The 13,177-nt window shown below is 41.4% G+C and carries 14 protein-coding genes; 12 read left to right on the top strand and 2 right to left on the bottom strand.

Features of this window, described 5'->3' with window-relative positions; translation table 11 throughout:
• Positions 1-70 precede the first annotated feature (70 nt).
• The 7 genes from OC538_RS05825 (at position 71) to OC538_RS05795 (ending at position 4,235) form a co-directional block, all read left to right on the top strand.
• Positions 71-412 carry a DMT family transporter gene (locus OC538_RS05825; protein WP_251694039.1) on the top strand — a complete coding sequence of 114 codons (342 nt, stop codon included), beginning with the start codon at positions 71-73 and terminating at the stop codon, positions 410-412.
• Positions 412-726 carry a DMT family transporter gene (locus tag OC538_RS05820; protein WP_262173647.1) on the top strand — a complete coding sequence of 105 codons (315 nt, stop codon included), beginning with the start codon at positions 412-414 and terminating at the stop codon, positions 724-726. The genes OC538_RS05825 and OC538_RS05820 overlap by 1 nt, the downstream gene beginning before the upstream one ends.
• A gap of 287 nt (positions 727-1,013) precedes the next feature.
• A complete protein-coding gene (locus tag OC538_RS05815; RefSeq protein WP_262173646.1) occupies positions 1,014-1,619 on the top strand; it encodes a hypothetical protein in 606 nt (201 codons plus the stop codon).
• 48 nt (positions 1,620-1,667) lie between these two features.
• Positions 1,668-2,318, top strand: a complete 651-nt coding sequence (locus OC538_RS05810) for a tetratricopeptide repeat protein (RefSeq protein WP_262173645.1) — start codon at positions 1,668-1,670, stop codon at positions 2,316-2,318.
• Between the two features lie 99 nt (positions 2,319-2,417).
• Positions 2,418-2,999, top strand: a complete 582-nt coding sequence (locus tag OC538_RS05805) for a hypothetical protein (protein ID WP_262173644.1) — start codon at positions 2,418-2,420, stop codon at positions 2,997-2,999.
• Between the two features lie 73 nt (positions 3,000-3,072).
• Positions 3,073-3,537 (top strand): hypothetical protein, encoded by a 465-nt coding sequence (locus tag OC538_RS05800; protein ID WP_262173643.1) that lies wholly within the window; start codon positions 3,073-3,075, stop codon positions 3,535-3,537.
• Between the two features lie 272 nt (positions 3,538-3,809).
• Positions 3,810-4,235, top strand: a complete 426-nt coding sequence (locus OC538_RS05795; protein ID WP_262173642.1) for a hypothetical protein — start codon at positions 3,810-3,812, stop codon at positions 4,233-4,235.
• Between the two features lie 82 nt (positions 4,236-4,317).
• Here the strand turns inward: OC538_RS05795 and OC538_RS05790 are convergent, their stop codons facing one another.
• The gene (locus OC538_RS05790; protein WP_262173641.1) at positions 4,318-4,980 is read right to left on the bottom strand and encodes an HAD family hydrolase; all 663 of its coding nucleotides are present in this window, start codon (positions 4,978-4,980) and stop codon (positions 4,318-4,320) included.
• 107 nt (positions 4,981-5,087) lie between these two features.
• Here OC538_RS05790 and OC538_RS05785 point away from each other — a divergent pair, with 107 nt between their 5' ends.
• Entirely contained in the window at positions 5,088-5,987 is a 900-nt protein-coding gene (locus OC538_RS05785) for an RluA family pseudouridine synthase (protein ID WP_262173640.1), read from the top strand.
• A 77-nt stretch (positions 5,988-6,064) separates the two neighbouring features.
• On the opposite strand, the gene OC538_RS05780 is transcribed toward OC538_RS05785, so the two are convergent.
• Entirely contained in the window at positions 6,065-6,700 is a 636-nt protein-coding gene (locus OC538_RS05780) for a spore coat protein (protein ID WP_251694048.1), read from the bottom strand.
• Between the two features lie 160 nt (positions 6,701-6,860).
• On the opposite strand from OC538_RS05780, the gene OC538_RS05775 reads away from it, so the two are divergent.
• From OC538_RS05775 to OC538_RS05760, 4 genes are all read left to right on the top strand, one after another.
• Positions 6,861-8,144, top strand: a complete 1,284-nt coding sequence (locus tag OC538_RS05775) for a LysM peptidoglycan-binding domain-containing protein (RefSeq protein WP_251694049.1) — start codon at positions 6,861-6,863, stop codon at positions 8,142-8,144.
• Between the two features lie 510 nt (positions 8,145-8,654).
• Positions 8,655-10,034 carry an NADP-specific glutamate dehydrogenase gene (gdhA, locus tag OC538_RS05770; RefSeq protein ID WP_410055849.1) on the top strand — a complete coding sequence of 460 codons (1,380 nt, stop codon included), beginning with the start codon at positions 8,655-8,657 and terminating at the stop codon, positions 10,032-10,034.
• A gap of 159 nt (positions 10,035-10,193) precedes the next feature.
• Positions 10,194-11,402: an argininosuccinate synthase gene (locus OC538_RS05765; protein WP_262173638.1), complete on the top strand. Its 1,209-nt coding sequence runs from the start codon at positions 10,194-10,196 to the stop codon at positions 11,400-11,402.
• Between the two features lie 182 nt (positions 11,403-11,584).
• Positions 11,585-13,174, top strand: a complete 1,590-nt coding sequence (locus tag OC538_RS05760; protein WP_262173637.1) for a DUF6583 family protein — start codon at positions 11,585-11,587, stop codon at positions 13,172-13,174.
• Positions 13,175-13,177: the final 3 nt, after the last annotated feature.

The following is a 13,177-nucleotide window of genomic DNA, read 5'->3' as shown; positions in this document are numbered from 1 at the left end:
AAGCCTTTGACGACTTGTCATTATAAAAATGAATGACAGTCAGTCACCCGCCGAGTTAGGAGAAAATATTATGAACAAATCATGGATTTATGTTGCGCTAACAAGCTTTTTCGAGTTGGTCTGGATTTTCGGTTTCAATGTCGCCTCCGAATGGTGGCATTGGATTCCAATCGTGTTTTTCATCTTCGTCGATTTTCATTTCTTGGCGAAAGCCTGTGAAAACCTTCCGACGGGTACCGTATATGCCATCTTTGCAGCAATCGGAACAGTTGGGACCGCATTGATGGATGTGTTTATATTCGGGGAAACCCTCGGAGCAGGCAAACTGTTTTTCATTGCCATATTAGTTGTAGGCGTCATTGGACTGAAGATTGCTGATGGCGTGGATGAAAAGAAAGGATTGGTTAAGTGATGGGCTGGTTATTTGTATTCGCAGCGGCAATAAGCGAGCTTGTCGGCGTTGTCGGGTTGAATAAATATAGTGAACAGAAGACATTCACCAATACCATTTTGTTCGGCGGAGGATTTGGAGCAGCGTTCGCATTTCTCTATATGTCGTTCAACTATTTGCAAGTAAGCACTGCATACGCAGTGTGGATTGGCATAGGAACTGCAGGTGCAGTATTGATCAATATGCTATTTTTCGGTGAATCAAGAAGCATAGGACGTATCGCCAGCCTACTTTTGATAGTTATCGGCGTTGTTGGATTGAAGGCGTTATCGTGAATAGTAGAAAGCGGGGAACAACTTGAAAGAAAGTTGCTTCCCCGCTTTTATTTTAATTTAATTATAGTGATAGCAAGTTATTTGGCAGTATTATACAATGAAGAGAGTGATGTTAGAATATTTAATGATTTGACGTCCCCTGGAACAAAGAATTTAAAAGTTCTTGCATAGAGGAATTACCGGAAGAAATGAGGGCGTTTTTTTGAACTATGAAATAAAACGCCGGGCGGCTACTGCGCAATGATAATCAAGTTTGCTAATAAATTGGTATTTAGAAGGAGATAGTCATGTTAATTTCGACAATGATCCTGGGGTGGATAGGGGTACTACTATATTTGATCATCATCTTTACATTCAAGAAAATGGCAAGAAGTAATGAATATGCTTTCTTGCATCTACTGATGGCATTAATGTACGCAATGTGGCTTCCTTTACCTCTCGCGCTCCATCAATTAATAGAATCAGACGCTTTATTAGTAGGTACCGTCTTTGGCTTAGCCTATTTAATCATGCTAGTCATTTCGATGGTCCTTCAAACGGGGCATATAGCCTTTATAAGTAAATGCAACGAGGATTATTCAATTACAGAAAAACATACGGAATATATGATGGCAACATTTACGAAGCCCTTTGAAAGTTTACTTGGTATTTTTAAAAGTATATGGGCGTTATTTTTAGCAATTTCCTTCTGGCAAAGTGACGAGTATACTACGGCGATTATCATGTTCTTATTTGGTCTGTTCATCTTTTATTATTTGCTTATCACGTTAGACGCCAGTTTAGTGAAACGAGTGAAACTGCTCTCCAAAGTTAAGCCGAATGTAGTTATAGTCAACCTAGAAATAGTGGCATTTTTCATTATTTTGATGAGTTATGTCACTCTTAACGCATAACTTATAAACCTATTTAGGCCAAATTGTGCGTTAGAAGAAGGGGGATTCATGAGTTGTACAGAATCTATTGATGATAAATTAAGCGGGGCATTTGAACTCTTTGAGAACAATCAACTTATTGAAGCAGAAGGAATATATCAGGACTGCCTCAGTTTAATGGATATAAGGTCAACCAAATACGAAGCCGCATTGCATTGGTTGGGTTATGTAAAAAGTGAACTGAAGAAATTTGATGAAGCGCGGTCAATTTATGATGAGCTTAGAGGAATAGCTAAGTCGAGTTTAAATTATCAAGATGAACTCATCGCGATCCATCAGTTGGGCATGGTGGAGCGGATGGCAGAGAACTACGATAAAGCACAAGAATTATTTAATGAGGAATTAACATTATTGAGTAGCAGTAATCCAAATTGGCATTTAGGCTTTGCGGCTAATTATTACGAGCAAGGTTATATTTTATTAAAGAAAAATAATTTGTTCGAGGCTGAAAAACTGATGTATCAATCCCTTCAATATGCTGAACAATCGAACGATCAGATTGCACTTGGATGTTCTCTGCGAGGGCTTGGAGAAATTAATAAAGCCAAAGGGGAGATTGGAAAGGCTAAGCGCTACTTCGAACAATCTATATTAGCGTTTATAGAAGGAGAGAATCTTGTCGGAGTGACTGAGGTAAATGGAATGCTTGATGAAATTTGACCGACACAACGATTGATATCTTCTGTAGGCTATATAGCTGCCTAAACCTGCTTTTGTAAATAAGGCCAAATAATAGTGCTAGGAAAAGGGAGAAGTACATTGAAAAAACTACGTGTCATCTACGCAGGTATACTGCTGGTGTTATTAGTTGGTTGTACAAAGGAAGAAGGGGCAGAGCAAACTGCAACTACAAAAGTAAATGGGGATTTAGAAGAACAACTATCACAATTGAATGAGCAACTTATCGAAAGTGAGAATAAAATTAAAGAGTTGTATGTCATGTTGGAAAGCAGGGCCAGGGATGAAAACGAAGCCTATAATGAACTACATAATAAGATCTATATAATGGAGAACCTTTTGTCTCGTGTTCCTGGCATTAATAGTCGGCAAGGATTTGTTAAAGACGTTAATACAAGTGGGGCTACTATTACATTAGAAGTTAAATTCGCTGAAAAGAAAGAGGATAATGAAGCGCCGAATGGTTTTGTAATAGAGGAGCAAGAGACAAAAATTGTCACCGTGGATTTGGATGCAAATTACTTTATTCTTAAAGGGGATAAATTGCAAACTATACCAACTGCCGACGAGTTTAAAGAAGCCGCAAATGAATATGATCGCTTCTTCAACATTTATATTGTGGAAAATAAGATCGTAATGCTGACTGAACAATACTTGCCATAGCACTTATTGCCGATACCAACGAATAACTGATTGTCACAGATGAATAGTGAGATGAAATAATAGGAGGATACATATGCGGCGGATTCCAATCGTTACGCTCTGTTTATTGTTCATACTGATTCTCTCAGCCTGTAATAATGATGTATACGAAAAACAACCGGAGAAAAGCGTAGAGGATATACCCGGTATTTCTGAAAATAACGGTGGCAAAGCTCAAATTCTAGAGGTTAGCACAGATTTAGAAAAGGAAAATGGTTGGTCCATTGTTCCGAAAGGTGTTCGTACAATGACTATTTCTGCGGAAGTGGAAAATGTTGAAACAGTATTGTTTTGGATAACCCCAACAGGAACAGCGACTTGGGGTGAACGAACACTTATTGGAATTGACATAGATGGGGATGATGGTTGGTCATTTGAATGGGAATTCGGTGATAGGAAATTCCACGATCATATAACAGTTCAGGCCTTGGGAAGTGATAGTGCAACACAAGCACAAGAGACATTAAACGTTCATTCTGTTGATGAGAATGGAGAATAAACGGTGTGGCCAGCAAGAACAGGGCTATAGTAAAGCAGGGCAGCTTTGGCTGCTCTTTTATTATGGGTTTATGGACGGAAAATAAAATCCGTTAGGTATGTAACAAATTGATTTGTTATTCGTATAACTGAGTAGTTGGGAAATATAGTATATGGAAAACAACATCATCTTTTTTGGGGGAATAACAATGTTACTGGCATTTATATTCGTCATTGTTGTTGGTGCGTTTATTATATTTGCTGGTGAAAATAATTAACAAAGGGGACTTTTCATTGCATCCAACAGAATTAATTGAATTGATGATAGTGAGTGGAATCTTCATTGTTATTCTATTCGTTTCATTCGTTTTTAAGGGCAAGCGCAGAAAGTTCGTTCAGAGATTGGCTATTTTCTTTCTGTTTGCTTTTGGAATCTTTTATTTCGCGCGTCCATATTGGATTGATAACCAAATTGAGAAGAAAATTGAGTATGTACAGGAGCACTTAGAAGAACGGTATCCCGAAGAAACGTGGAGTTATAAGAAAGTGCCTCACCGTGAAGCTGGTTATAAACACTTAAATCCATATTACATAGGTGTGATATTTGAAGCCGAGCCAGAAGTGGAATATCAATATTTTGCTCGTAACAAAGATGATATTATTCAGGTTGGCTATTCAATTAAAAATGCCTTGCAAAGTGATCTATTGCATTTGGAGTGAGTATCAAATCTTTTCATAACCGAATTGTAATTAGAAGAACCAAAAAGGACTTCAGAAACTAGAAGTCCTTTTTGGGGTTAAGTTACATGATAGTCCAATTCCTATCCACTGCAATCTGCTTCAAGCGCTCCTCAGGTCTGACAGCAACCGGATTTCCTACTAGCTCCAGCACGGGAAGATCGGAATAGCTGTCCCCGTACGCAAAGCTATGTTCCCAGTCGACCTGCTTGCCAGCCAGCATCTCCATGACCTTTTCTGTTTTCCGATTTCCTTGGATATGGTAAATTTCCTTCTGGCTGTCAAACGCGCCAGCCTCCGTAAACGGTATGTCGGTTCCGATGATCGTATCGAACTCAATGCCTTCCGTCACAGCATGCAATAATGACGTATACGCACCGGATACAAGCATGACATGCATATCATCGTTTTGATGCTGCCGGACTTTAGCCACAACTTCATCGTTGAAATGCTGCCGCATGCTTTCCTTCATATCCTCAAAATATTGATCAAGCTCGGGTTTTGTTAATGAGTTTAATGCATTTGCATAAATCTGCATCGATCCTTCTCTCATTTTTGCTTCCGGAACGATTTTTATTTTGTAACCTATGTATAGTGGGAGAATCCTGCGAAAAAAAGATTTATACTTTGCGCGATGAGTTGGATGCTGTTTTAAATGATCCATCAATAATTGAAAAGTTTCTTTCGAATATAGCGTCCCGTCAAAATCGAATATCGCTACTTTCATCATATACATCCCCCTATTAATACAAACACATTTACTTTTGATGATACCGCGTTTGAAATCAAAGGGCAATTTGTGGATAATTGAAGGAGAGAGTGAGGAGACAGGACATGCATAAGAATCAAAAGAAGAGAAGGGAAGATTCCTTTCTGTTTTCAGTGAATGAAGAAGCGGAACTATTGCCGTTTTTATTGGAAAACATGAAAAAGAACAGCCGAAATTCCGTCAAGTCAATGTTGACGAGAGGGCAGGTCTCCGTTAACGGCAGGGCAGTGACGAAACATAACCATCAACTGCTGCCTGGACATAAAGTCGAAATCCTTGCGAATAAGGCGGCTTTGAATGAAAGCAAACTGACAGGGTTGGAAATTATTTATGAGGATGACGCGATCATCGTTGTCGATAAGGAAGCCAGCCTCTTATCGATGGCCGCAAAAGATAAAAACGAAAGAACAGCATTCAGTGAAGTATCCGCTTATGTTAAAAGACAGGATCCAGGGCAGCGGGTCTTTATCGTCCACCGACTGGACCGCGATACGTCAGGTGTCCTCTTATTCGCGAAAAGCGAACAAGTGAAGATTACACTGCAGGATAATTGGGATGTAATGGTGAAAGAAAGGATCTATACGGCATTAGTTGAAGGGAATGTTCGAAAAGAGTCAGACACGATCAAATCCTGGTTAAAGGAAACGAGGACGTTCAAAGTCTACTCAAACCCGACAGACAACGGAGGCCAACTGGCCATCACCCACTACCGGAAAATAAAATCGAACCGTCAATATTCATTGCTGGAAGTCAAATTGGAAACTGGTCGCAAAAACCAAATCCGTGTGCACATGGAGGAAATTGGACATCCAGTTGTAGGAGACAAAAAGTACGGCTCCACCGTCAATCCAATCAAAAGGTTGGGCTTGCATGCGACAGCATTAACAATCGTACACCCGGGAACAAATGAAGTAATGAAATTCGAGTCGCAAATCCCTTCATCTTTTATCAATAAATCGTTATAAAAGCTGTGTTATTTTGTGTTATTTCACTTTGTTTATTTAAAAAAGCTGCCTTGACATTGCGTCAAGGCAGCTTTTCCTTATTGGACCGTATTATTCGGCATACCTGGCTGACCTACTGTTGCAAAGGCATTTAAAATCGACTGCATATCCTGTTGGGCAAGCTGAGGAACTTGGTAATAATGATGTTTGTTTTGATAAATCGACAGCTCATACGCCATCTCAATGCAGTTCGGAACTGAATCTGCCAATACACGTCTGACGACCGGGTTTGTCGATTCTAGAGCAGCCATTGTTTTTGCACTGGCATTTGTTTTAGCAGATCCAAGAAGAAAGCCGGAAATCATTTCATCATTAATCTCGTTCGCATTTTGCATAGGTTTCTTCGGCTGCGACGGCTTCATTCCGTAAACAAAATCATTTCCCTGCTTCATTTTGTAGCTGCTAGTCGGATGGGAAGGATCCATGCCTGTCTTGAAACATTCCACTGTTATATTGTATTCATCCAAAGTGAAACGGTATTGCCTATCCAAAATATCGAGCAACTCGGGATCTTTAACATGGGGGCGTAAGATCATTGCCTGGTTTAATGAGGCGATAGCGCCAGAAAGAACTTCATGAACATCGAAAACCTCATGTCCTCCATGGTTCATCTGTGGCGGGACTGTTCCTGTGTGCATATTTTGATGTGTTTCACCGAATTGATTTTGCGTCAAAATAGATTTCCTCCTTTTGTAGATGATTTTCAATCGTCAGTAGTATGGCTTCAAAGAGACGGTGTATGCGTGTAAAAATTTCTAAACGCGCATAATCCCTTGCCTTTAAAAATAGCATGGGATAAAGGACATTTTGTCAACGAAAGGAAGTGGATCAAAATTGCTGATACATGTCGTGCAACAAGGGCAAAGTTTATATGGAATCGGGCAAACTTATGGAATCCCTTACGAGGAAATCGCTCAGGCGAATGAGTTGACTAATCCTGCCCGTATTGTTGTTGGGCAAGCTCTCGTCATTCCAATATCCGGTAGTTATCATTGGGTGCTGCCTGGACAATCATTGTATGTCATTTCCCGATTGTATGGAACGACAGTGGAAGAGCTAGCCAGGGTCAATGGCATTTCACAAAACAGCATTTTGCATATAGGCCAACGGTTGACTCTTCCTCAAAGAAGGAAACCGGTCATTGATGTTTTTCTTTATGTGGAACCGAGGGAAGCGATACTTGATGTAATCGTTCAGGAAGTGCGGAACAGAGTAGAAGATTTGACGTATTTAGGGATGTTCAGCTATGAAGCACAACGGGATGGATCATTGAAGGCACCCCCGATAGATGATATTCCAGAGATTGCCGCACAAGCAGGGACTTTGAATGCGATGGTCATCAGCAACTTGGAGAATTTCGCATTCAGTGGGGATCTGGCAAATATCTTCTTTACAAATCAAACGGTACAGAACCGATTATTCGAAAATATTGTTCAAACCGCGAAAAGGTTCGGTTTTAGTGACATTCATTTTGATTTTGAATTTATTAGGCCAGCGGATAGGGAATTGTATAATACATTTCTGAGAAATGCGCGTGCACGCTTCCATCCGGCCGGTTTAACGTTATCCAGTGCACTGCCTCCTAAATCGAGTCCCGCTCTGACAGGGGTTTATGGCGGCATTGACTTCAAAGCACACGGGGAAATATGTGATTTTGTCACATTGATGACGTATGAATGGGGATATTCATATAGTGACCCGCAGCCGGTGAGCCCAATTAATCAAGTGCGTCGAGTTGTTGAATTCGCAGTCAGCCAAATTCCACGGGAAAAGATTTTCCTAGGCCAAAATTTATACGGCTATGACTGGACATTCCCGTACCCGCCCGAAACGGGAATTGCGGCAAAAGCCCTTAGTCCACAGCAGGCGATCAATCTAGCTATTAGCCAAAATGCGAATATCCAGTATGATGCCACTGCCCAAGCGCCGTTTTTCCTTTATTGGGATAGTAATGGCGTGCGTCATGACGTCTGGTTCGAAGATGCACGCAGCATCCAAGCTAAATTCAACTTGATAAAGGAATTTAACTTACGTGGAATAATGTATTGGAAGCTAGGATTAGCATTCCCCCAAAATTGGCTGCTACTCACTGACAATTTCACAGTCCGAAAGCGATAATTCAAAATGAACCATATGTGCAATTTGCACATATGGTTCATTTGATGGGGAAACTGTTATTCTTTTGAAATATAATTTATTACGCTTTGGAAAATGTCTACATCCGGATTGATCAACAGAGCAGGTAGGAATGCGAAAGCCATTACAATCACTAAATTGGCTCCTATAATGGTGCGCAGTATTTTGCTGAATTTCATAAACCATCTCCTCTTTCTCTTTGTAGTTGTTTTCCAAATCGCAAGTAACTGGGCTCTTCATAAGCCTACTAATAATCTATGTTCAGAAATATGTAAATGATTTTCTTTTCGTGCGACGAATTTCGACAGAATTACGTAAATTGACACATAATACTAGGATGGACAACAGTAAACAGAAAAAGATGTTGTATATATTCATGATTTCAGTAATACTTGATAAAACGAAGAAACGATTTTGAAATATTAATTTTCAGGATATCGATAGACACCATACAATGTTTTCTTCGCGATTTATTGAGAAAGGATGAGGCTAATGACAAATATGGAGAACTCCCGAAACAACCGTAGCCGGGCGAATGACTACGTCCATGAAGTATATGAGTTGGTGAAGAAAAGAAATCCGGATGAAAAGGAATTTTTGCAAGCGACGAGGGAAATTTTCGATTCACTTCGACCTGTCTTTGCCCAACATCCTGAATACATTCGGAATGGAATCCTTGAACGTATTACTGAGCCTGAGCGGATCATTTCCTTCCGTGTTGCTTGGGAAGACGACAAAGGGAAAGTTCATGTCAACCGTGGATATCGCGTGCAATTTAACAGCGACCTCGGTCCATATAAAGGCGGCATCCGCTTCCATCCTTCCGTGAACAATAGCATTATGAAGTTCCTGGCGTTTGAACAAATTTTCAAAAATGCGCTGACAGGACAGTCGATCGGCGCAGGAAAAGGCGGCTCCGATTTTGATCCGAAAGGGAAATCCGAGAGGGAAATCATGCGTTTCACGCAAAGCTTCATGACCGAGTTAAGCAAGCATATTGGCCCCGACATTGACGTGCCTGCGGGAGATATCGGCGTCGGCAAACGGGAAATCGGCTATATGTTTGGTCAGTATAACCGGTTGAAAGGCGGTTACGAGGCGGGAGTCCTGACGGGAAAGGATCCGAAGCATGGCGGTTCGCTTGGAAGAAAAGAAGCGACGGGGTACGGCACCGTCTATTTCGTCGAAGAGATGTTGAATGAAAACGGGCTATCCTTCAAAGATAGCACGGTCGTTGTCTCGGGATCTGGAAATGTATCTACGTATGCCATTGAAAAGGCCCAACAACTTGGAGCGAAAGTCATCGCATGCAGCGACTCTGCCGGCTATATCTATGATAAAAACGGCATTAATCTCGACACTGTGAAGCAGTTGAAAGAAGTGGAAAACAAACGGATTTGGGAATACACGAAGGAGCATCCGGACGCAGAGTACCATGATGATTGTTCAGCAATCTGGTCGATTCCTTGTGATATCGCACTTCCTTGTGCAACGCAAAATGAAATCGATGAAATTGCAGCACATATGCTCATCGCTAACGGACTGAAAGCACTTGGTGAAGGTGCTAATATGCCGTGCAATATTGAAGCGATTGATATTTTTCTCGAAAATAACATCCTTTTTGCCCCCGCAAAAGCAGCTAATGCAGGAGGAGTAGCTGTTTCTGCAATGGAAATGTCGCAAAACAGTATGCGCCTTGCTTGGACGGAAGAAGAAGTAGACATGCGCCTGAAAACGGTCATGGAAAACATCTATACAAGTTGCAAAGACGCTGCTGAACGGTTTGGAAAACCGGGCAATCTTGTCATGGGCGCCAACATTGCAGGCTTCCTGAAAGTTGCAGATGCGATGGTGGCACACGGAATAAGATGATTAGTAGAAACTACCTTACAACAGAATGTGAGGTAGTTTTTTTCATTCCGGAAATTAATTTTTCATTCAAATCTATTGATATTCAAATTATATGTGGTATTATAAAAATACATAAAGATGAATAAAGATACAGAGTGATGTATAGAGGAGGATAAATGTATGGGAAATAAAAAAGTCGTTTTAGCGTATTCTGGTGGTCTAGATACTTCGGTGGCAGTACAGTGGTTAACGGATAAAGGGTATGATGTGGTTGCTTGCTGCTTGGATGTCGGGGAAGGGAAAGACTTGCACTTCATCCAACAGAAAGCGTTGCAAGTCGGTGCGGTAAACAGTTATGTCATCGATGCGAAAGAGGAGTTTGCGCAGGAGTATGCATTGCTTGCTTTGCAGGCACGCACATATTACGAAGACAAATATCCTCTCGTATCGGCGCTTTCCCGTCCTTTGATTTCCAAGAAGCTTGTCGAAGTGGCGCATAAGGAAAATGCGACTGCGGTAGCCCATGGCTGCACAGGGAAAGGGAATGACCAGGTGCGTTTCGAAGTGGCAATCAAAGCACTTGACCCGTCACTAGAAGTCATTGCACCTGTCCGTGAATGGAGCTGGTCGCGTGAAGAGGAGATCGCTTACGCGAAAGAGAAGAATATCCCGATTCCAATTGATCTAGACAGTCCTTATTCCATCGACCAGAATTTATGGGGCCGAAGCAATGAATGCGGCATTCTGGAAGATCCATGGGCGGCGCCGCCTGAAGAGGCATTCGGTTTGACAGTATCGATTGAAGAAGCACCGGATAAACCGGATGTCATTGAAATCGAATTTGAAAAAGGGGTTCCGGTTAGTATTGACGGTAAACAATACCCATTGAGTGAGCTGATTTTGAAGTTGAATGAAGTTGCTGGAAAGCACGGTGTTGGAAGAATTGACCACGTCGAAAACCGTCTCGTCGGCATCAAATCACGTGAAGTGTATGAATGTCCAGGTGCTGTCACATTGCTGAAAGCACATAAAGAATTGGAAGATATCACGCTCGTAAAAGATGTCGCCCACTTCAAGCCTCTCGTTTCCCAGAAGCTCAGTGAACTGATCTATAACGGCTTATGGTTCTCGCCATTGCGAAATGCGTTGGAAGCATTCGTCAAAGAGACGCAGCAATACGTCAATGGGGTTGTCCGTGTGAAATTATTCAAAGGGCATGCAATCGTCGAAGGCAGAAAATCAGCGAACTCCCTTTACGACGAAAAATTGGCGACGTATACGTCAGATGACGAATTCGACCAATCGGCAGCTGTTGGCTTCATACAATTATGGGGTCTGCCAACAGAGGTCCATAGCTCGGTGAATAAAAAGCAAAAAGTGAAGAACTGATGTACCAAGCCTTCTGCAGAAAAATGCAGAAGGCTTTTTAATGAGTAGTAAATAACTACTAAACTTGCTGACTAGATATTACTAATCAATTTACGAAATAAGGAACATTTATCCTTTTATTGTAGTAAAATTTGTATGAGATTACCAATCTTTAAAGATATTTATGATGGGGAGGAAATTCAGTGGAGAATGTTCAAGAAACGAAAGCAAAGAGGAAATCGCCCGTACTATTGATTGTCGTGTTGACAGCCGTACTAGTAATTGGTGCTGGAGCCGTTTCCGCATTCTTTTTATTTAACAAATCGCCAAAAGTCAAATACTTGTTGGCCGAAACAAAGACGTTCACTCAAGTCGGAGACCTTTTCGAAGAGCGTTATAAAAACGAGGTAGATTGGCTGAATGTCCAAAAGGCTAAGCCGGTTGAAACTACATATGATCTATCTGCAGAATGGGATGATCCGAGCGCGGGGTATGATATGGTCGAAATGCAGAGGATTCTCAATAACACCACATTCTCCATGACGCAAGTGAAGGATCCTGTGGAAAAGGAATGGGAAATGAATTTCAGCGGAAAATTCGGCTCTATTTCAACGGAATTCGCGACATTGTATTTTACACCTGAAAAGATGATGGCGGCATTGCCATTTACGGAACAACTGTTGTTTTTCATGGATGAGGACTTCGGGAAAATGATGAGGGAAACTGACGCATTTTACGAAGGGCCGGAGAAGCTTGGGCTATCCCGCCTGTTTGAAGAGCAATTTTCGATGGACGGTGAATTCCAGAAATACGTAAAAGAGGAGTATATGGAATACCTCTATCATGAGCTGCCTGAAGATGCGTTCACTAGTGAAAAAGAAGAGATTGATGTTTTCGGTGAGAAGATGAAAACTGAAAAAGTGGTACTGAAACTTTCCGAAGAACAAGTAAAGTCCCTTCTAGTGGATCTTTTCAAGAAAGCGCGTAATGATGAAAAATTGAAGGCGCTTTTAAAAGAACAAATTGCTATTTCTACAATGACTGATGATGTTTCTGATCAAAAACTCACAGAGCTGATTGATGATTTTGAGGAGTCAATGGAAGAAGCGATCAAAGAAGTCAATGGTTTGCACATTCCAAATGGAATCGAATCGAAGATCTGGCATAAGTCGAACAGCATTGTAAAGCGGGAATTCGCCATGTCGATCGGGGAATCCAAAGATAAAATCGCTGCATTGAAATTTGAAGGTGTCCAATTATTGGAGAAGTCAGGACAGAAATGGGATTATTCATTCACTGGCACCGACCCTCAAATGCAGGAAGATGTAGACGTCAATTTCAAAGGTGACTTGACGTGGAAAGATGGAAAGTCGGATGATACGATTACGATCAACGCAGAAGATGTTTCCATTACGTATAAAGGGAAAGAAGAGCTGGATGGAAAAGACCGCACATTCAACCGTGAAATCTCCGTATCCGATGGGGATTTTGCCCCTAAACTCGTTTGGAGCGGAACTGCGGCTCATGAAAAAGATTCGATGAAGGCGGATCACGAGTTCACAATCATCGACCCATCCGGAGCCATTTTCACATCTGACATTTACCTTCGCTTGAAACAGGAAGGGAAAATCGTGAAAAAAGTGGAGATGCCGGATGAATCCAAAAACACTGTAGATGTCGGTAAGATGAGCAGTGACGAATTGGATGACCTTGGAGATGAGTTGGCTCGAGAGTTTGAGGAGTGGGTTACAGAACTTATGGGCGACCTCCAAAGTGAGCTTGAAAACTTCTGATGA

The sequence above is a fragment of the Saccharococcus sp. Marseille-Q5394 genome (genome assembly GCF_946901335.1).
GTDB classification, from domain to species: domain Bacteria; phylum Bacillota; class Bacilli; order Bacillales_A; family Planococcaceae; genus Sporosarcina; species Sporosarcina luteola_C.
Note: the sequence above shows the minus strand (reverse complement) of the source record. Positions and strands in the feature narration are given on the sequence as shown.

What these genes read in the sequence shown, in the direction of transcription:
- OC538_RS05785 (WP_262173640.1), top strand. Translation starts at nt 5,088, where the DNA reads ATGCATAAGAATCAAAAGAAGAGAAGGGAAGATTCCTTTCTGTTTTCA.
- OC538_RS05810 (WP_262173645.1), top strand. Translation starts at nt 1,668, where the DNA reads ATGAGTTGTACAGAATCTATTGATGATAAATTAAGCGGGGCATTTGAA.
- OC538_RS05765 (WP_262173638.1), top strand. Translation starts at nt 10,194, where the DNA reads ATGGGAAATAAAAAAGTCGTTTTAGCGTATTCTGGTGGTCTAGATACT.
- OC538_RS05825 (WP_251694039.1), top strand. Translation starts at nt 71, where the DNA reads ATGAACAAATCATGGATTTATGTTGCGCTAACAAGCTTTTTCGAGTTG.
- OC538_RS05820 (WP_262173647.1), top strand. Translation starts at nt 412, where the DNA reads ATGGGCTGGTTATTTGTATTCGCAGCGGCAATAAGCGAGCTTGTCGGC.
- OC538_RS05815 (WP_262173646.1), top strand. Translation starts at nt 1,014, where the DNA reads ATGTTAATTTCGACAATGATCCTGGGGTGGATAGGGGTACTACTATAT.
- OC538_RS05800 (WP_262173643.1), top strand. Translation starts at nt 3,073, where the DNA reads ATGCGGCGGATTCCAATCGTTACGCTCTGTTTATTGTTCATACTGATT.
- gdhA (WP_410055849.1), top strand. Translation starts at nt 8,655, where the DNA reads ATGACAAATATGGAGAACTCCCGAAACAACCGTAGCCGGGCGAATGAC.
- OC538_RS05790 (WP_262173641.1), bottom strand. Translation starts at nt 4,980, where the DNA reads ATGAAAGTAGCGATATTCGATTTTGACGGGACGCTATATTCGAAAGAA.